The 17,792-nt window shown below is 44.7% G+C and carries 19 protein-coding genes; 15 read left to right on the top strand and 4 right to left on the bottom strand.

The window, feature by feature from the left end; all coding sequences use genetic code 11:
- Positions 1 to 7 precede the first annotated feature (7 nt).
- From trpD to hisIE, 13 genes are all read left to right on the top strand, one after another.
- Positions 8 to 1,018 carry an anthranilate phosphoribosyltransferase gene (gene trpD, locus DDT91_RS07130; RefSeq protein WP_187175459.1) on the top strand — a complete coding sequence of 337 codons (1,011 nt, stop codon included), beginning with the start codon at positions 8 to 10 and terminating at the stop codon, positions 1,016 to 1,018.
- A gap of 9 nt (positions 1,019 to 1,027) precedes the next feature.
- The gene (gene trpC / locus DDT91_RS07125; protein ID WP_187175458.1) at positions 1,028 to 1,843 is read left to right on the top strand and encodes an indole-3-glycerol phosphate synthase TrpC; all 816 of its coding nucleotides are present in this window, start codon (positions 1,028 to 1,030) and stop codon (positions 1,841 to 1,843) included.
- The gene (locus tag DDT91_RS07120) at positions 1,843 to 2,484 is read left to right on the top strand and encodes a phosphoribosylanthranilate isomerase (protein WP_111391970.1); all 642 of its coding nucleotides are present in this window, start codon (positions 1,843 to 1,845) and stop codon (positions 2,482 to 2,484) included. The genes trpC and DDT91_RS07120 overlap by 1 nt, the downstream gene beginning before the upstream one ends.
- Before the next feature lie 21 nt (positions 2,485 to 2,505).
- Positions 2,506 to 3,684: a tryptophan synthase subunit beta gene (trpB, locus tag DDT91_RS07115; protein WP_187175457.1), complete on the top strand. Its 1,179-nt coding sequence runs from the start codon at positions 2,506 to 2,508 to the stop codon at positions 3,682 to 3,684.
- A 172-nt stretch (positions 3,685 to 3,856) separates the two neighbouring features.
- Positions 3,857 to 4,630 (top strand): tryptophan synthase subunit alpha, encoded by a 774-nt coding sequence (trpA, locus tag DDT91_RS07110; RefSeq protein ID WP_187175456.1) that lies wholly within the window; start codon positions 3,857 to 3,859, stop codon positions 4,628 to 4,630.
- An 85-nt stretch (positions 4,631 to 4,715) separates the two neighbouring features.
- Positions 4,716 to 5,735, top strand: coding sequence for a 3-deoxy-7-phosphoheptulonate synthase (aroF, locus tag DDT91_RS07105; protein ID WP_187175455.1), 1,020 nt, complete (start codon positions 4,716 to 4,718; stop codon positions 5,733 to 5,735).
- 84 nt (positions 5,736 to 5,819) lie between these two features.
- The gene (locus tag DDT91_RS07100) at positions 5,820 to 6,071 is read left to right on the top strand and encodes a type II toxin-antitoxin system Phd/YefM family antitoxin (protein ID WP_111391976.1); all 252 of its coding nucleotides are present in this window, start codon (positions 5,820 to 5,822) and stop codon (positions 6,069 to 6,071) included.
- Positions 6,068 to 6,322: a Txe/YoeB family addiction module toxin gene (locus DDT91_RS07095; RefSeq protein ID WP_187175454.1), complete on the top strand. Its 255-nt coding sequence runs from the start codon at positions 6,068 to 6,070 to the stop codon at positions 6,320 to 6,322. Before DDT91_RS07100 ends, DDT91_RS07095 begins: the two co-directional genes overlap by 4 nt.
- Before the next feature lie 308 nt (positions 6,323 to 6,630).
- Positions 6,631 to 7,416: a phenylalanine 4-monooxygenase gene (locus DDT91_RS07090; protein ID WP_187175453.1), complete on the top strand. Its 786-nt coding sequence runs from the start codon at positions 6,631 to 6,633 to the stop codon at positions 7,414 to 7,416.
- 91 nt (positions 7,417 to 7,507) lie between these two features.
- Positions 7,508 to 8,104 carry an imidazole glycerol phosphate synthase subunit HisH gene (hisH, locus tag DDT91_RS07085; protein ID WP_187175452.1) on the top strand — a complete coding sequence of 199 codons (597 nt, stop codon included), beginning with the start codon at positions 7,508 to 7,510 and terminating at the stop codon, positions 8,102 to 8,104.
- A 236-nt stretch (positions 8,105 to 8,340) separates the two neighbouring features.
- A complete protein-coding gene (gene hisA, locus DDT91_RS07080; RefSeq protein ID WP_187175451.1) occupies positions 8,341 to 9,057 on the top strand; it encodes a 1-(5-phosphoribosyl)-5-[(5-phosphoribosylamino)methylideneamino]imidazole-4-carboxamide isomerase in 717 nt (238 codons plus the stop codon).
- Between the two features lie 128 nt (positions 9,058 to 9,185).
- Positions 9,186 to 9,941: an imidazole glycerol phosphate synthase subunit HisF gene (hisF, locus tag DDT91_RS07075; protein WP_187175450.1), complete on the top strand. Its 756-nt coding sequence runs from the start codon at positions 9,186 to 9,188 to the stop codon at positions 9,939 to 9,941.
- A gap of 171 nt (positions 9,942 to 10,112) precedes the next feature.
- Positions 10,113 to 10,718 (top strand): bifunctional phosphoribosyl-AMP cyclohydrolase/phosphoribosyl-ATP diphosphatase HisIE, encoded by a 606-nt coding sequence (gene hisIE, locus DDT91_RS07070; protein WP_187176121.1) that lies wholly within the window; start codon positions 10,113 to 10,115, stop codon positions 10,716 to 10,718.
- 39 nt (positions 10,719 to 10,757) lie between these two features.
- Here hisIE and DDT91_RS07065 read toward each other — a convergent pair whose 3' ends face one another.
- Together DDT91_RS07065 and DDT91_RS07060 are read right to left on the bottom strand one after the other, a co-directional pair.
- Complete coding sequence (locus DDT91_RS07065; protein WP_187175449.1) at positions 10,758 to 12,080, bottom strand: S41 family peptidase; 1,323 nt, start codon at positions 12,078 to 12,080, stop codon at positions 10,758 to 10,760.
- Between the two features lie 48 nt (positions 12,081 to 12,128).
- Positions 12,129 to 12,524 (bottom strand): Dabb family protein, encoded by a 396-nt coding sequence (locus DDT91_RS07060; RefSeq protein ID WP_187175448.1) that lies wholly within the window; start codon positions 12,522 to 12,524, stop codon positions 12,129 to 12,131.
- Between the two features lie 133 nt (positions 12,525 to 12,657).
- On the opposite strand from DDT91_RS07060, the gene DDT91_RS07055 reads away from it, so the two are divergent.
- Entirely contained in the window at positions 12,658 to 13,644 is a 987-nt protein-coding gene (locus DDT91_RS07055) for an aldo/keto reductase (protein WP_187175447.1), read from the top strand.
- Positions 13,645 to 13,679: 35 nt separating this feature from the next.
- Here DDT91_RS07055 and DDT91_RS07050 read toward each other — a convergent pair whose 3' ends face one another.
- Together DDT91_RS07050 and typA are read right to left on the bottom strand one after the other, a co-directional pair.
- On the bottom strand, positions 13,680 to 14,573 hold the full coding sequence (locus DDT91_RS07050; protein WP_187175446.1) for a hypothetical protein: 894 nt from the start codon (positions 14,571 to 14,573) through the stop codon (positions 13,680 to 13,682).
- 121 nt (positions 14,574 to 14,694) lie between these two features.
- Complete coding sequence (gene typA, locus DDT91_RS07045) at positions 14,695 to 16,500, bottom strand: translational GTPase TypA (RefSeq protein WP_187175445.1); 1,806 nt, start codon at positions 16,498 to 16,500, stop codon at positions 14,695 to 14,697.
- A gap of 166 nt (positions 16,501 to 16,666) precedes the next feature.
- Between typA and DDT91_RS07040 the strand changes: the two genes are divergently transcribed.
- Positions 16,667 to 17,737, top strand: coding sequence for a bile acid:sodium symporter family protein (locus DDT91_RS07040; RefSeq protein WP_187175444.1), 1,071 nt, complete (start codon positions 16,667 to 16,669; stop codon positions 17,735 to 17,737).
- The last annotated feature ends 55 nt before the right edge of the window (positions 17,738 to 17,792 follow it).

The following is a 17,792-nucleotide window of genomic DNA, read 5'->3' as shown; positions in this document are numbered from 1 at the left end:
CCTTAACATGAAAGAGATTTTAAACCAATTGATCGCACATCAGACCCTATCGCAAGATCAGGCTCGCGAAGTGCTCAAAAATATTGCAACAGGAGGATACAATACGAGCCAAATAGCCGCATTCATGACGGTTTACTTGATGCGAAGTATCACGGTGGAGGAATTGCGGGGTTTCCGTGAGGCCATGCTTGAGTTATGTATTCCCGTGGAAATCGACGAATACGATGCTATGGACCTTTGTGGTACAGGCGGTGATGGCAAGGATACGTTTAATATTTCTACACTTTCTTCCTTTATCGTAGCAGGGGCAGGTCAAAATGTTGCCAAACATGGCAATACAGGAGTATCTTCCATCTGCGGTTCGTCCAATTTGCTTCAGTATTTTGGCTACCAGTTTACTAACGACATCGGAGAAATCAGACGCTCTCTGGATGAAGTCGGACTTTGCTTTTTGCATGCCCCTCTTTTTCACCCTGCAATGAAAAATGTGGCTCCAATCCGAAAAGAGCTTGGGGTGAAAACCTTCTTCAATATGCTTGGCCCGATGGTAAACCCAAGCTTTCCCAAAAAACAATTGGTTGGGGTTTTCAGTCTTGAACTGGCGCGTTTGTATGGCTATTTGTATCAGGAGACCGAAGGGAAATTCTCCATTCTGCATGCCTTGGATGGATACGATGAGATTTCGCTTACGGGTCCTTTTAAAATGATTTCCAACTCGGGAGAAAAGCTTTACAATCCAGAAAATATCGGCCTTTCCAAACTCACAGCAGAAAGCATCAAAGGTGGAGATACCGTGGAAGAATCGGCTAAGATCTTCGAAAATATCCTTCGCGGAAAAGGCGAAAAAGCCCAAAACGAAGTGGTCATTGCCAATGCAGCAGCGGCTTTGGTTACAGCCCGTGAGGGATTGACTTTCTCAGATGCCGTCCTCGAAGCCGAGGAGGTTTTACTGAGTGGCAAAGCCCTCAAGGTTTTCAATGGCCTCGTCAATCCCCAAACTACCATTTCATTAGCCTAATTATTGATTATGAATATTTTAGAGAAAATCATCGCGGACAAATACAAGGAAGTCGAGGAGAAAAAAAGCTTGGTTCCTGTCAAGTTGCTGGAGAAAAGTACTTTTTTCTCAGGTCCTACCGTGTCCATGAAAAAGTACGTGACGCATCCTGACAAGTCAGGAATCATTGCAGAATTTAAGCGAAAGTCTCCTTCCAAAGGCTGGATCAATGCCTCCGCCTCTGTGGAGCAGGTGAGTATCGGCTATATGCAGGCTGGCGCTTCTGCTTTGTCGATATTGACCGACAAGGAATACTTCGGCGGCACCAATGAGGATCTCAAAATTGCCCGAAAATTCAATTTCTGCCCCATTCTCCGAAAGGATTTCGTCGTGGATGAATACCAAATCTTAGAAGCCAAATCCATCGGGGCGGATTGCATTTTGCTGATTGCAGCAGCTTTGGAACCGGAAAAACTCAAGTCTTTGGCCTATTTCGCCAAGAGTCTTGGACTTGAGGTACTGATGGAAGTGCATGATGGCGAGGAGCTGGACCGTAGCCTTTGTGATGGTCTGGATCTGGTTGGGGTGAACAATCGGAATCTGAAGACCTTTGAGGTGTCCATTGATACTTCTCTTGCCTTGGTTGATCGGATTCCGTCCAATTTTATGAAGGTTTCCGAAAGCGGGATTTCTGATCCAGCTACCTTGATTCAGTTGAAAAAAGCGGGTTTTGACGGATTCTTGATCGGGGAAAACTTCATGAAATCCAGCCGTCCGGAGCAGGCTGCTTACAATTTCATTAAGGAATTTCGAATGCTGCTAGAAACCGAATTCACCAAAGCCTGATGGAACTCAAAGTCTGTGGCATGCGGGAACCGGAGAATATCCGAAGTTTGATTTCGGAAGTGAATCCGGATTGGATGGGATTGATCTTTTATCCCAAGTCGCCTCGCTATGTCCCAGATGAACAAGCTGCTGAATTGAAGGGACAGCCAGTGAAAAAAGTTGGGGTTTTTGTCAATGCAAGTGAAGCGGAAATCCTGAGAAAAGTAGATCAATTTGGGCTTTCTGCCATTCAGCTACATGGAAGCGAGTCGCCTGATTTTGTGAAAAGTCTTGCTGAAAAAACCGAGGCCGAACTCTGGAAAGTAGTTTCAGTAGGAACCGAGATCGATTGGAAAAGTCTGGAAGGCTACCTGCCATTTGTGAGCAAGTTTCTTTTCGATACCGCTACAGCGGCCCATGGAGGTTCGGGAAAGCGCTTTGACTGGAAAGTTTTGGAAACTTATCCCTTTGACAAAGGCTTTCTGCTGAGTGGAGGATTGGATGGAGAAAGTGCTGAGGAAGTCTTGGCTTTGCGACAGCAAATCCCCCAACTCAAAGGCGTGGATCTCAATTCCAAATTTGAAGATGCTCCCGGAGTGAAAAACATTGAAAAATTGAAGAATTTCAAAAGTCGCTTGATTCAATCAGGCACGAATAACTAACCACCTTATAACTAGTAACCGATGATACGTGTAGATGAAAAGGGATTTTACGGAAAGTTTGGCGGGGCGTATATCCCCGAAATGCTCCATCCGAATATTGAGGAGCTGAGGGATAACTACGAGGCGATTGTGGCAAGTCCGGAGTTCCAGCAGGAGTTTCAGACCTTGTTGAGGGACTTTGTGGGTCGTCCGACACCGCTCTATTTCGCCAATCGTCTTTCGGAAAAATACGGCGCTAAAATCTACCTCAAGCGGGAAGACCTCTGCCACACCGGCGCGCATAAAGTCAATAATACAGTAGGGCAAATCCTTTTGGCCAAAAGACTGGGCAAAAAGCGAATCATCGCCGAAACCGGTGCCGGTCAGCACGGAGTGGCGACTGCTACCGTCTGCGCCTTGATGGGGATGGATTGCACGGTGTACATGGGCGAGTTGGACATTCAGCGTCAGCGTCCCAATGTAGAGCGGATGCGAATCCTCGGCGCCAAAGTCGTCCCCGCTACCTCCGGCTCCAAAACCCTAAAAGACGCCACCAACGAAGCCATGCGTGCCTGGATCAATGATCCTGTCGGTACGCACTACATCATCGGTTCGGTCGTCGGTCCACATCCTTATCCGGAGATGGTGGCCCGATTCCAATCTGTGATTTCAGAAGAAATGAAGTGGCAGCTGAAGCAAAAAGAAGGACGTGAAAATCCCGATGCGGTCATCGCCTGTGTCGGTGGTGGATCGAATGCTGCAGGAGCTTTTTACCATTACTACAATACCCCTGAAGTTCGCCTGATCGCAGCAGAAGCTGCTGGACTGGGTGTGTATTCCGGGAAGTCAGCGGCAACAACCGCGCTCGGTACTCCCGGGATTTTGCATGGTTCGAAGACTATCTTGATGCAGACCGAAGACGGACAAGTGGTGGAGCCTCATTCCATTTCTGCTGGTTTGGACTATCCAGGGATCGGACCGGTTCATGCCCATTTGTTTGACATCGGAAGGGCAGAGTTTGTAGCAGTGGAGGATGAAGACGCGATGAAAGCCGGAATTTTACTTAGCCGTACAGAAGGAATCATCCCCGCGATCGAAACTGCCCACGCCATCCATGCCCTCAACATGATCGAGTACCGAAAAGACGATGTAATCGTGATCAACCTTTCCGGCAGAGGTGATAAGGATTTGGAAACGTATATCAAGTGGGGAGGATATTGATTTCGGATTTGAGATTTCGGATTTCAGATTTACGACATGGATATGGACCTCAATCCTTAAATCCAATAGAGGGTTGAATTTGGTTAATTGCTCAACTCCACTCACCATCTCATAAATCGTAATTCGTAAATCGTACTTTTCAATACCTACGCAAAAAATAGCCATTACACTGATGAATAGAATTCACTACTTATTCAATACCAAACAGGATCGGGTGCTCTCGATCTACTTTACGGCAGGTTTTCCCAAGCTGGAAGACACCATTCCAGTCATGGAAGCCATCGAAGCGGGAGGAGCAGACATCATCGAAATCGGGATTCCGTATTCCGATCCGATTGCCGATGGTCCCACGATCCAAGACAGCAATATGATCGCTTTAGAAAATGGAATGAGCATGAAAAAGCTCTTTGAACAGTTAAAGGGTTTCCGTGCCAAAGTACACCTTCCGGTAGTTTTGATGGGATATCTGAATCCGATCATGCAGTTTGGGATGGAGGAGTTTTGCAAGAAGTGCAAGGAAGTGGGCGTGGATGGACTCATCGTACCTGACTTACCCATGCAGCAGTATTTGGATGAATACAAAAGCCTGTTTGACTCCTACGGTTTGGTCAATACTTTTTTAATCTCTCCTCAGACTTCCGAAAAGCGTATTCGGGAAATCGATGAAAATACCGACGGGTTTATCTACATGGTGTCTTCCCATTCGATTACGGGAGCCAAGGCGGATATTTCAGAAGAGCAGATTGCCTATTTCGAGCGGGTGAAAGCCATGAACCTCAAAAATCCCCGACTGATCGGTTTCGGTATTTCCGATGCACAGACCTTCACAACCGCCTCTAAATACAGTAATGGAGCGATTATCGGTTCCGCCTTTATCAAAAAGATCAAAGATGCTCAAAACCTCAATCAGGATATCCAAGACTACATTCAGTCAGTTATTCGATAGGAACTTTTCCAAAGTTTCAAACTTTGGAAAAGTTTCAACACTACTCACAATGGCGTAAATCAAAAATCGTAATTCGTACTTCCCCATGATTATCCAACTTCAACCCGATATCACCGATTCCCAAAAAGAAAAACTGATCTCCAAAGTCAATGAGAGCGGCTACAAAACCACCGAGGTCAAAACCCAACTTGGCGACTACATCATCGGTATCGGCAAAAATGAATTTGACATCCGCGGCATCGGTCAGATGGACGGCATTCAGGACATTCACATCGTCTCTGACGAATACAAGCTCGTGTCCAAAAAGTGGAAAGCCAAGCCTACCTCCGTCGATCTTGGTGATGGTGTGTTTATCAAGGACGGAGAAATGGCCATCATCACCGGCCCTTGCTCAATCGAATCCGAAGAGCAAATCCGAAAAGTGGTCAACCACTGCGTGGAAAATGGCATCACCATGATGCGTGGAGGTGTATTTAAGCCGCGAACTTCCCCTTACGCTTTCCGAGGGATGGGCATCGACGGACTGAAATTGTGGCATTCGATCGCTTCCGAAGCCGGTGTGAAGATCGTCACCGAAGTGATGCAAACTTCCCAAATCGAGGAAATGTACCCTTATGTGGACATTTACCAAGTTGGAGCGAGAAACTCTCAAAACTTCAATTTGCTGGACGAACTCGGCAAGGTGGACAAAGCGGTGATGATCAAAAGGGGAATCTCTGGAACCATCGAAGAACTCCTTCAGTCTGCGGAATATGTCTTTTCCGGAGGAAATGAGAAGCTGATCCTTTGCGAGCGAGGCATCCGAACTTACGAGCGCGCCTCCAGAAATACGCTTGACCTCAACGCCATTCCGATCTTAAAAGCCAAATCTCACTTGCCGGTAATCGTTGATCCTTCACACGGGATTGGGATTCGAGCCTATGTGCCGCAGATGGCATTGGCAGGAGTCATGGCCGGTGCAGATGGCATCATCTACGAATCTCATGAAGTTCCTGAGAAAGCCTATTCCGACGGTCAGCAAACCTTGGATTTTGCCCAAAGTGCGAGACTAGCCACTTGGATCCGGGAGATTTTCGCGAAAAGGAAAACGTTTGAGTTGCTTTAATCAAATCTTGTTTGAAAGGCTATTCAAACCAAAGAGTTTTTGATTACGTACAGAAAAAGGTACATTTGATAAAATTCTGCAGCGATGAAAGTGGTGAATTACACGGACCTGAGAGTCAATTTGAAGAAATGGTTTGATTTGGTAGTGGATGATATGGAAGAGGTCATTATCAAGCGAAAGGACAACAGGGATTTGGTCTTGATTTCGTTAGAGGAGTACAATGCGCTCAAGGAAACCAGCTATTTGCTCTCCGGAAAAAACCGTGAGGTTTTGATGAAATCACTGGAGGAAGCGAAAGCTGGGAAAGTGGTTGAAAAGCCTTTGATTGAGGAATGAGGATCGCCTGGACCCTCACAGCTTGGGAGGATTACCTGTACTGGCAGACGATCGACAAGCAGAAACTCAAGCGCATCAACGAACTGGTCAAGGCGATCATTCGTGATCCATTTAAAGGAATCGGCAATCCAGAGCCGTTAAAGCATGACCTACAAGGCTTTTGGTCAAGAAGGATTGATGGAGAACACCGACTGGTTTATTCCTTTCAAAATTCCGATTTGTTGATCATTGCCTGTCGATACCATTATTAATAACCAATTCAAAACCTTGGACTTTGCTCAAAGTGCAAGACTAGCCACTTGGATCAGAGAGATTTTCGCAAAGAGGAAAACTTTCGACCTTCTGTAAAAAACCTTTGTACCTAGTCAAAACCCTGCTTAAATTCGAAGCATGAATCCGACACCGAGAACCTACGTGCATCATTCTTATCACTTCCTCCAATGAGGGATAGGGATGACTTTGGTTTTTGCTGAAGATATAAAAAGGCCTATTCCGTAACCGGTTTAGGCCTTTTGCAGTTTTAGAAGTAAAAAAGAACAGTTATAAACCCAAATAGAAAATGAGTAACCAAGCCAAAGACTGGGTCTTTTCCGACCCGAGACTGAAAGAAATGAGGCAGGATTACGCTGCATACACCGAGGAGGATTTTAAAGTATGGAAGATTCTCTTCGAAAGGCAAATGCCTAACCTTCCCAAAGCTGCCTCTAAGGCCTATTTGAAAGGGGTGAAGACAGTAAACTTTACTGCGGATCGCATTGCAAATTTTGAGGAACTAAACGAGATCCTTTTGAAAAACACCGGATGGGCTGTTCAGGTAGTTCCCGGATTGATCGATGACGATTTGTTTTTTGGCTTGCTGAACAACAAGCGTTTTCCTTCATCTACCTGGCTCCGCAAAATGGAACAGCTGGATTACCTGGAGGAGCCGGATATGTTTCACGATGCCTTTGCCCACATGCCGCTGCTGACCAATCAGCATTATGTGGATTTTCTGGAAAAGCTCAGCGGAATTGCCTTGAAGCACATTCAGGACCCTTGGGCGATTCAGTTGCTGAGCCGGATTTATTGGTTTACGATTGAGTTTGGATTGATTCGAGAGGATGGAGAACTGAGAGTGTATGGCGCGGGGATTTTGAGTTCGGCAGGAGAAACGAAGTTTTCACTTTCTGACGAACCCAAGCATTTCCCCTACGATGTGCGCCACATCATGAGTACCGAGTACTGGAAAGATCGCTTCCAGGATAAATACTGGGTGATCGACAGCTACGAACAGCTTTTCAATTCCCTTCCTGAGATTGAGGAAGTGTTGGAGGAGATGCTGGCTGAGAAAGAAGCAAGAAGCTAGATACAAGACACAAGAAAACGGTTGGATGTCGGATGACCGATGTCGGATGTAATTCATCGGACACCGGACATCGGACACCGGACTTCAATAAATGAAAATAGCAGTAATCAAATACAACGCCGGCAATGTTCAATCGGTCCTTTACGCTTTGGAGCGATTGGGGGTAGATGCGGTATTGACGGACGATCCGGAGGAAATTCATGCCGCCGACAAGGTCATCTTTCCCGGTCAGGGTGAGGCGAGCTCGGCAATGACCTATCTCAAGGCCCGCCAACTTGACCAAGTAATAAAGGACATTAGACAGCCCTTTTTGGGGGTTTGCTTGGGATTGCAGTTGCTTTGCGAGCACTCCGAGGAAAATGACACCGAGTGCTTGGGGATCTTTCCGGTGAAAGTGAAACGCTTTATTCCAGAGAATTCTCAGGAATTCAAAGTGCCTCACATCGGTTGGAACGAACTCGAAAACTTGGCAGACAACGTCCTGCTGAAAGACTTACCCGATCCGAAGTTTCTGTACTACGTCCATAGCTACTATGCAGAATTGAGCGAGGCTACGATTGCTACTACTCATTATATCCATGACTTTACCGCTATTCTCCATCGGGATAATTACTGGGCGATCCAGGCCCACCCGGAGAAAAGTAGTACGGTCGGGGAGAAGCTGTTATCTAATTTCTTAAGCATCTAACGAATTTACGATGTACGATTTTTGATTTACGACATTTTGAGGAACATCAAACCTAAATTCCAAAGGTTAAGGCTTCAATGAAATGATTGAAGTTCAGGAGGAGGTCGTAAATCGTCATTCGTAAATCGTAAATTAATCCCCCCCAGCCCCTTTCGAACGCGGAATTGGCCTAATAGAATCTCAAACCTTAAATCCCGCAAGTCTTGTGTCTTAGGTCTTGCATCTAAAGTCTTATCATGTATATAATACCAGCAATTGACCTCATCGGAGGAAAGTGCGTTCGCCTCAGTCAAGGTGACTACAGCAGCAAAAAAGAATACCACGACGACCCACTCGAAATGGCTAAGCGTTTCGAAGGTGCTGGAATCACCCGTTTACATCTAGTAGATCTCGATGGGGCCAAAGCCAAAAAAATCGTGAATGGAGATGTTTTGGAGCGCATCTGTTCCGGAACAAGTCTAAAGGTGGATTTTGGTGGAGGAATTCAGGCCGATGAGGAGATTGAAAAAGCCTTTTCACTAGGAGCCAAGCAAGTGACCGGAGGAAGCATCGCGGTGAAAAATCCAACTCTATTCGATGAGTGGATTACGAAGTATGGTTCGGAGAAAATTATCCTCGGTGCTGATGCCAAAAACAAGAAAATCGCCGTGGGTGGTTGGGAAGAGACCACATCCGTGGAATTGATTCCTTTTATCCAAAGCTATTTCGACAAAGGAATCCGCTATGTGATCTGCACGGACGTGGCCAAAGACGGTTTGCTGCAAGGACCTTCTGTGGACTTGTATCGGGAGATTTTGCAGGAAATTCCCGAGTTGAAGCTCATCGCCAGTGGAGGAGTGTCTTCCGTCAAAGACCTCGAAGAACTCGAGAAAGTTGGGGTCTACGGAGCGATTGTAGGCAAAGCCTATTACGAGGGAAGAGTGACGTTAGAGGAGTTAGCAAGTTTTGGATGATTGAAATATGCTGCGCGAGATACGTTGAAATACGCTTCGCGAAATATTTACTCCAACATTATGACTAAACTATTTCTATTTATTTCTTCCCGATTTATCGGGATTTATTTCAACAGTATTTCCATTTTATGCTAACAAAGAGAATCATCCCTTGCCTAGATATCAAAGACGGCCGCACGGTCAAAGGGGTCAATTTTGTCCAGCTTCGGGATGCCGGAGACCCTGTCGAGTTGGCCAAAATCTACTCGGACGAAGGGGCGGACGAACTCGTATTTTTGGACATCACCGCGACGGTAGATAAGCGAAAAACCCTCGCCGAATTGGTAACCAAAGTGGCCAAGGCGATCAATATTCCATTTACCGTAGGAGGAGGGATTTCCACCGTGGAGGACGTGAAGGTACTTTTGGCAGCAGGGGCGGATAAGATTTCCATCAATTCCGCAGCAGTCAAAAATCCAGGAGTGATTGACGAAATGGCCAGAGAATTTGGTTCGCAGTGTGTTGTGGTGGCTATCGATACCCGGAATGTAGACGGGATTGATTTTGTCCATACGCATGGGGGAAGAAAAGCCACTTTGCTCAGAACCCAAGCTTGGGCCCAGGAAGTTGCCGATCGGGGTGCGGGAGAGATTTTGCTTACATCTATGAATCATGATGGGACCAAGGCGGGTTTTGCCAATGAACTCACAGCGGAGATTTCATCAGCTTTGTCCATTCCCGTGATTGCTTCGGGAGGAGCAGGAAATATGCCGCATTTCAAGGATGTGTTTACCTTTGGAAAAGCGGATGCAGCCTTGGCGGCGAGTATTTTCCACTTCAAGGAAATCGGAATTCCGGAGTTGAAGGAATATTTGATTGGAGAGGGGATTAGTATTAGGAAATAATTGAGAATGAATTATAGAAATGCCCTGCGAGATAAAAATGAAGATATGCTTTGCGAGATAATGAATTAAGATGTGCAAAGCGAGATGGCTGCTAAACAGCGAATTACATATCTCAGCTTTAGCCTTATCTTTTAAAATATCTGCGCAGCTATCTTATTGTATTTCAAAGAAATAGAAAACATGAATATCGATTTCACGAAAATGAACGGCCTCATCCCTGCCATTGTGCAAGATGCCGTGACTGGAAAAGTCCTGATGCAGGGCTTTATGAACGAGGAAGCATTGGCCAAAACGCAGGAGACGGGAATGGTGACTTTTTTCTCCCGTAGCAAAGACCGTCTTTGGACCAAAGGCGAGACTTCAGGCAATTTTATGGAGTTGGTATCAATCGCAGTGGATTGTGACGGAGATTCGATTTTGGTGAAAGCCAATCCCAAAGGACCCGTATGCCACACAGGAGCAGACACTTGTTTTGCTGAAATCAATTCATCAAAAACAGGCTTCATTGACCAACTTCGGGAGATTATTAAGGATCGAAAAAACAACCCTTATGACAAATCCTACACGGCATCTCTTTTTGCCAAAGGAATTAATAAAATAGCCCAAAAAGTAGGGGAAGAAGCTGTGGAAATTGTGATCGAAGCCAAAGACAACAACAAGGAGCTGTTTTTAGGCGAGGCAGCCGATCTGCTTTTTCATTACCTCGTGCTTCTCGAAGCCAAAGGCTATGAACTGGATGAGGTGATGGAAGTATTGATAGAGCGGCATAAAAAGTAAAAAAACCAAAAGCCCGGTCAATCGATCGGGCTTTTGGTTTTAGTATGCAGGGAATTCCTGTTGTAGCCCTTTAAAGGCATCAATGATTTCCCATTTGGGTTTGTAATAGGTATCTGCCATTCTACCGCTCACATTTCCTGTTTGGATATATTGCAGGGCTGCGGCTAGCCGAAGATCTCTTGGGTCTCCCCAAGGGAACTGTGGACTGTCTCCGACACGGAAATCAGCCGGGAATCCATCAAAATATTCTGCTTTTCCTTGGGCATTGGCTGTTGCAAAGGTGATAGGGACTAGCTCTACGTTATTGGTTTGAAGTGTTCTGCTATATCTGGACAGCGGAAATGAACCTACCGGTTTTCCAAAGGTATTGTCTCCTATAATCACGACTTGCATATACGGAGTCAAGTTATTGATGACCAATTCAGATGCGGAAGCAGAACTTCTAGAAGTAATAAATATTAACCTGCTGAAATTGAGGTTTCCTATTTTACTGAAGTTAACTGAAGAATTGCTTCCCGATTTCATGTCGTTAAGCTTATTGGTATACATCAATCTCCCTGAATTGGAAGCTTGAATTAGGTAGTTGCTAATTTGCTCTGCAACAGCTACCGAACCACCGCCATTATATCTCAAGTCGATGATCAATTCCTGAGCTCCCTGACTTTGGAAGAATTCCATTGAATTTTGAACCTCTGTACTTCGGGTAGGACTGAGACCCGCCGTAGCCCGAAAACTTTGATAGGCCCAATACCCCACTTTTTTTCCTCCTACCTCAAAAATCCTTTGATCCAAAACCGAATTGGATTGGTACTCGGCTTTTACATTGGTCCGGGTAGTGGTGGTTCCGTCAGGAAGTCTGAATGTAAACGAATTGCTGATTCCAGGGTCAGGTCCGCCTAATTGGAAGTCGTACCCTCCTGAGGATGTTTTGTATTCAGCTATCGGCTTGCCGTTGATTTGGATGATTTCCCAACCTCTTTTCCACCCGTCTTTTCCGGCGGGAGATTCATTAAAGACAAAGGAAATGAAAAGTCTCTCATCTGCAGTAAATGCAAATCCGAAACCATGCCCCGCATTCCTGCCGACAAAGGAATTGTTGAAAGCTTCCTGAGTCGTCAGATAGGAAAACCTATCCAGAGGTTTGAAAATGATCCCATCCAGCAATTCCTCATTTGAATTAAATTTCGTGATATCAACCGAAGTCGGTATTCTACCATTCCAGAAATACCATTCTCGCATGGTATCTAAGATTGCTTTTTTTACATCCTGCTCAGGAGAGCGGGGAGTGGTTGGGTCTTCACTTGGATCACAAGCCCACAATCCCAGCCACACGATCCCTAAAATCCAATAGAATTTTTTCATTTTTAGAATTTTTCCAAATCAACGTAAATCAACCCCATTTTGGTTTTTTCAAATTGCGATATCATAAACTTTTACAGTTTTCCACATGTGAGAATACTTTTTGATAAACTCGAGATGCAGTGGATCGACCTGATAGGCTGCCTGTGCTTCCAAAGAATCAAAAAACAGGGTGCAGGATACATGGAAGCTGTGGTCTACCACCTCTCTTTTTTCTGTAGGGGCAGGAGTGCCCATGATAAACTGAGCAACATCCTTGCAGCGTCCAAGCATCGGGGCTGCATCGGTCATAAATTCTTTTAGATCAGATTCTTTGTGAAGCCAAAAATAGACTTGGTGAATCAGCTTTTGTGATGCCATGGTGTTTGATAAGCTAAGATTAATAGGTAAAACAGACGCAGCACCTGCCACGCTGAGGGTTTTGATGAAATTTCTTCGTGAATTCATTTTTTATTGCAGTCTTTTTGGGTAATCCGGACTGTCTCTAGAAGGGCAATAAAGATAAAAATATAAATTGCTTTTCGATAGGAGGGTAATTTGAAAAACCTTCAGGATTGCTTCAAATGATAAGGAAGTTTTAATGAAATACAGAGTTTTTGGTAAAACCGATTGGAATGTATCCGAAATCGGACTTGGGACTTGGCAAGTAGGCGGAGGCTGGGGTAAACCTTTTGATCCAAAAAAAGCCGAGGAAATTCTCCATAAAGCCTTTGATCAAGGAATCAATTTTGTGGATACGGCAGATGTTTACGATGGTGGCTTAAGTGAGGCAGCCGTAGGTCGGGCAGTGAAAGAACGCAGTGAGCGAATTTATGTCGCTACCAAATGTGGCAGGAGGATTCAGCCTCATGTCAAGGAAGGATACACTCCGGACAGACTTCGAAAATATGTGGAAGATAGTCTCAGGAATCTTGGATTAGAGCAAATCGACCTTATCCAACTTCATTGTCCGCCAACTCCGGTTTATGGTCAAGAGGAAATTTTCAGACTGTTTGAGGATTTGAAGGCTGAGGGAAAAATTGCCGCTATGGGAGTAAGTGTGGAGCGGGTCGACGAGGCGATTCAAGCTATCGAGTATGATATTGTTTCCTCTGTTCAAGTGATTTTCAACCTTTTTCGCCAAAAGCCAATTGAAAAACTGTTTGGTGCCGCAGAAGTGAAAAAAATAGGGTTGATTATCCGAGTGCCATTAGCCAGCGGACTTTTGGGAGGAAAGATTACTTCCGAGACCGTATTTTCGAAGGACGATCACCGGTTTTTCAACAGAGAAGGTAAAGCCTTTGATAAAGGTGAAACCTTTTCAGGTGTGCCGCTTGACTTGGCTTTTCCTGCTATTGAAGAATTAAAAAAGGATTTTTCCGACGGACATGATTTGGGTGCTCAAGCCCTTCGTTGGATTTTGATGTTTAAGCAGGTAAGTACAGTGATCCCAGGAGCATCCTCGGCAGAGCAGGTGGAGAAAAATGTGAGAGCGGCCCAATTGCCTCCCCTTAGTCCTCATCAGATGCAGGAAGCCAAAAGGATTTACGAAGAATTTATCAAAGAAGAAATTCATCATCAGTGGTAAAATTAGGGCTGGAAATCAAGTTCCAGCCCTTTTGCCTAAAGGATAACCCTAGAAGCCAAATTTTTGAAGTACTTATTTTGATCGGTTATCAAGTAGTAATTGATGGTTACTTTTTCATTTCTTTCCATCAAGATAAGTGCCTCATCATCACAATGAATGATTTGGAGCTCCCGGGTTTTGGTAGGGAGGCCATCTGTTTTTACAAAAAGTTCTCCTTCTTTTTCAACTACTTCATTGATTTTAAACATGATCGGCTTTCTATCTGGTCCGTATTGGGTAGTGATGCTTCGCTCCGGTGACCAAGAATTACGATTGAGTTTGTGCGTTTGGTAGTGGTGAAAAGTCCTTGATTCGATTTGAGACTTTACAGTCTCTAGTTTGATTTTTTTTGTGGAATAGCCCACTCCGCTGAAGGTAGTCTGGGTGGAATTTCCAGCTTGATTTTCGCCTCCGTATTGATTTCCCCTTTGATAGATATTTCCTATAAAAACGATATTAGCTCCAGTCATGGCAGCCTCTGCTTTCAGTTTGTCTAAAGCACGATTTTTTACCTGATTGATACTGGAAAGTGTGGTGACACCGGTTGCTTTGCTAAATAATTCTCCTTTGGACTGGAGTCCTGATATGTCTTCAGGATTGTAGGTGATAAATACTTTTTCAAAATCATCCAGCCCTTTTACAGGTTTGATTGGGCTTTCGAAAACTTCCTCCCTTCCAGAAGCAAATACTATCTTGGAAACCTGATACCTACTGATGGTGTAGACTGTTTCTTCATCGGGATAGGTATATTTGATATTATTCAAACCCACTTCTTTGATTTTCACTTCCATTTGACCTTCCAAAAGGAAAAGCGTGTCAGAGTTGGATTGAGAGTAAACGGTAAAACTAGTGATGAAAAAGGCTAGATAAAGAATTGATTTTTTAATCATAATGATAATTTTTTATTATACCCACGAAGGATTCTTGATAAGGTTGGGAAATTTTCGGCTTTTTACAAGAAAAAAGCCCTCCAAGTGATGAAGGGCTTTGTAAGAATAGGGTTTTTAGTTATCAATCCTCTTTTTTAGCCATTCTGGCTCTTTCATTTTCATCCAAGTAGATTTTTCTCATTCGGATGGATTTTGGAGTGATTTCAAGGTATTCGTCTTTCTGGATGTACTCCATGGATTCTTCCAAAGAGAATCTTTTTGGAGGTGCGATCCTTACGTTGTCATCTGAGCCCGAAGCACGCATGTTGGTCAGTTTCTTCCCTTTTTGAACGTTGACCACGATATCATTGTCTCGGTTGTGTTCCCCGATAACCTGTCCTGTATATAAATCATCACCTGGCTCTATGAAGAAAATACCACGATCTTGAAGCTTGTCGATGGCATAAGCTGTACACTGTCCTCCTTCCATAGAAATCAAAGAACCGTTGATTCTTCCTGGAATAGGTCCTTTAAACGGCTCATAGGCAGTGAATCTGTGATTCATAATCGCTTCACCCTGAGTGGCCGTAAGCACATTATTTCTCAATCCGATCAGGCCTCTGGAAGGAATCTTAAACTCCAAGTGCTGAAGATCACCTTTGGGTTCCATGACCAAAAGCTCACCTTTACGCTGAGTCGCCAGTTCAATCACTTTTCCGGCGGTCTCCTGAGGAACATCCACCACCAAAGTTTCTATTGGCTCGCATTTTACACCGTCGATTTCTTTGAAAATTACCTGTGGCTGACCTACCTGAAGTTCGTAACCTTCTCTTCTCATGGTCTCGATCAAGACAGACAAGTGAAGAATGCCTCGGCCATACACCAAGAATCGGTCTTCCGAATCTGTTGGCTCCACGCGAAGTGCCAAGTTTTTTTCAGTCTCCTTCATCAATCGGTCTCTTAGGTGACGTGAAGTCACAAACTTGCCTTCCTTGCCGAAGAAAGGAGAGTTGTTGATGGTGAAGAGCATGTTCATTGTGGGCTCATCGATCGCAATACGAGGAAGCGGCTCCGGATTATCTACGTCGGCAATAGTATCTCCAATTTCGAAGTCTTCAATCCCAGTCACGGCACAGATATCACCTGCAGTTACGGTCTGAACTTTATTTTTTCCAAGACCTTCAAACGTATGAAGTTCTTTTACTCTCATTTTTTTGATAGAACCGTCCGCTTTGCAAAGTGCAATTTGTTGGTTTTCTGAGATCGTACCACGGGCTACACGTCCGATCGCAATGCGGCCTACGAAGTTGGAATAGTCCAAAGAAGTGATCTGCATCTGTAGTGTTCCTTCGCTGATTTTTGGAGCAGGGATGTGATCCAAAATGGCATCCAAAAGCGGAAGAATAGAGTCGGTTGGGTTTTTCCAATCCGGTCCCATCCAGTTTTGCTTGGCCGAACCATAGAGTGTTTGGAATTCTAACTGTTCTTCGGTAGCGTCCAAGTTGAACATCAATTCAAAAACCGCCTCGTGTACTTCATCCGGACGGCAGTTTTCTTTATCGACTTTGTTGACTACTACGATTGGTGTAAGTCCCAATGCGAGTGCTTTTCCCAATACAAATCGAGTCTGAGGCATGGGGCCCTCAAAGGCATCTACCAAGAGAATCACGCCATCAGCCATCTTCAATACACGCTCTACTTCACCACCGAAGTCGGCGTGACCGGGAGTGTCGATGATGTTGATTTTGTGGTCTTTGTAGCGTACGGATACGTTTTTGGAAAGAATGGTGATTCCGCGTTCACGTTCCAGGTCGTTGTTGTCAAGAATCAGGTCGTCAAATTGCTGGTTCTCTCTGAAAATTTTTGAAGCGTGGATGATTTTATCCACGAGGGTTGTTTTACCGTGGTCAACGTGCGCGATGATCGCGATATTCCGAATATTCTGCATGGTTTGCCTTATTGAGGGTGCAAAAGTAGGAATAAAATTTGGGAGTAAAGTTATCGGCCTATGAAGTTTCTGACATTGCAAAAGGCGAAGCAGTAGAGAGTTAGCGATTTTTCTTCTTGATAGACTGAAGAAAAAACAGCTAATTCAAGGCTACAATCCCGCTCTTATGTCCAAACACTTCCTGCGAATTGCCCCTTTTGTTTTCTTGATTTGGTTGGGAGTGGTTGGGATTTTTGGTCTGGAGTCCTCTGGATGGATTTTGGTTCTTTTCTGGCTGGTTTTAGGGATAGGACTTCGCTACAAATCAGAATTTAAAGCCTTTAGCTTTCCGGTTTCCATTTTAGGCGTGGTGGCTTTAGCCATGTTTTTCCCAACCTATTTTCAGGAAATCAAAGGCTTCAAGCTCACTCAGTTGATCAATCCCTTGATCCAGGTTATCATGTTTGGCATGGGCGCTACGTTAAGTTGGAAAGATTTTGCGGCGGTCGCCCAAAACCCCAAATCAGTGGGGATCGGAATCTTTGCTCAGTTTATGATTATGCCATTGGTGGGTTTTGGATTGGCTAACGTCAGTGGTTTGGATCCGGAAGTCGCAGCTGGAATTATCTTGGTAGGGTGTGCCCCAGGTGGTACTGCTTCCAATGTGATGGCTTTTCTGGCGAAGGCTAATGTGGCGCTTTCGGTGACGTTGACTTCGATTTCGACCTTGCTTGCTCCTTTGACCATGCCAATTTTGATGAAACTCTTGGCGGGTCAGTTTATTGAAATTGACCTCTTGAAAATGATGTGGGATATTTTCAAGATTATCCTGCTTCCTGTAGGAGCGGGTTTGGTGGTTAATCACCTTTTGAGAGGAAAATCCTCGTTTATAGAAAAGTCACTTCCAGTGGTATCCATGCTGGGAATCGCTTTAATAATTTTGGTAATTACTGCTGCAGGAAGGGATAGTTTGCTGGCGATAGGTCCGATTTTGATTGTACTGGTATTGCTGCACAATTTGCTGGGCTATGGAGTTGGGTATGGTTTTTCCAGATTGATAGGAATGAAAGAGCAAGATGCACGGACCATTGCCATCGAAGTCGGGATGCAAAATGCCGGTTTGGCTTCCGGTCTTTCAAATATTCTTGGCAAAATCGCCACTGTGGGTTTAGCCCCTGCTGTTTTTGGGCCGATGCAAAATGTGACTGGGTCGGTTTTGGCTACTTTTTGGAGTAGGAAAGAGGTGAGTAAAAAATAGTTTGACCTAGGTAAAATAAATTTAAAAAGGTTTAGTTTAAGGGATTAGACCTTAC

Source organism: Algoriphagus sp. AK58 (genome assembly GCF_014324365.1).
Taxonomy (GTDB): domain Bacteria; phylum Bacteroidota; class Bacteroidia; order Cytophagales; family Cyclobacteriaceae; genus Algoriphagus.
This window is presented reverse-complemented; position numbering and strand designations above follow the sequence as displayed.

Excerpts from the sequence above, each read along its gene's own strand:
- DDT91_RS07055 (WP_187175447.1), top strand. The coding sequence starts at position 12,658 with ATGAAATACAGAGTTTTTGGTAAAACCGATTGGAATGTATCCGAAATC.
- DDT91_RS07060 (WP_187175448.1), bottom strand. The coding sequence starts at position 12,524 with ATGAATTCACGAAGAAATTTCATCAAAACCCTCAGCGTGGCAGGTGCT.
- hisH (WP_187175452.1), top strand. The coding sequence starts at position 7,508 with ATGAAAATAGCAGTAATCAAATACAACGCCGGCAATGTTCAATCGGTC.
- DDT91_RS07040 (WP_187175444.1), top strand. The coding sequence starts at position 16,667 with ATGTCCAAACACTTCCTGCGAATTGCCCCTTTTGTTTTCTTGATTTGG.
- hisA (WP_187175451.1), top strand. The coding sequence starts at position 8,341 with ATGTATATAATACCAGCAATTGACCTCATCGGAGGAAAGTGCGTTCGC.
- DDT91_RS07095 (WP_187175454.1), top strand. The coding sequence starts at position 6,068 with ATGAGGATCGCCTGGACCCTCACAGCTTGGGAGGATTACCTGTACTGG.
- DDT91_RS07090 (WP_187175453.1), top strand. The coding sequence starts at position 6,631 with ATGAGTAACCAAGCCAAAGACTGGGTCTTTTCCGACCCGAGACTGAAA.
- DDT91_RS07050 (WP_187175446.1), bottom strand. The coding sequence starts at position 14,573 with ATGATTAAAAAATCAATTCTTTATCTAGCCTTTTTCATCACTAGTTTT.
- DDT91_RS07065 (WP_187175449.1), bottom strand. The coding sequence starts at position 12,080 with ATGAAAAAATTCTATTGGATTTTAGGGATCGTGTGGCTGGGATTGTGG.
- trpB (WP_187175457.1), top strand. The coding sequence starts at position 2,506 with ATGATACGTGTAGATGAAAAGGGATTTTACGGAAAGTTTGGCGGGGCG.
- trpC (WP_187175458.1), top strand. The coding sequence starts at position 1,028 with ATGAATATTTTAGAGAAAATCATCGCGGACAAATACAAGGAAGTCGAG.
- trpA (WP_187175456.1), top strand. The coding sequence starts at position 3,857 with ATGAATAGAATTCACTACTTATTCAATACCAAACAGGATCGGGTGCTC.
- typA (WP_187175445.1), bottom strand. The coding sequence starts at position 16,500 with ATGCAGAATATTCGGAATATCGCGATCATCGCGCACGTTGACCACGGT.
- hisF (WP_187175450.1), top strand. The coding sequence starts at position 9,186 with ATGCTAACAAAGAGAATCATCCCTTGCCTAGATATCAAAGACGGCCGC.
- DDT91_RS07120 (WP_111391970.1), top strand. The coding sequence starts at position 1,843 with ATGGAACTCAAAGTCTGTGGCATGCGGGAACCGGAGAATATCCGAAGT.
- DDT91_RS07100 (WP_111391976.1), top strand. The coding sequence starts at position 5,820 with ATGAAAGTGGTGAATTACACGGACCTGAGAGTCAATTTGAAGAAATGG.
- aroF (WP_187175455.1), top strand. The coding sequence starts at position 4,716 with ATGATTATCCAACTTCAACCCGATATCACCGATTCCCAAAAAGAAAAA.
- trpD (WP_187175459.1), top strand. The coding sequence starts at position 8 with ATGAAAGAGATTTTAAACCAATTGATCGCACATCAGACCCTATCGCAA.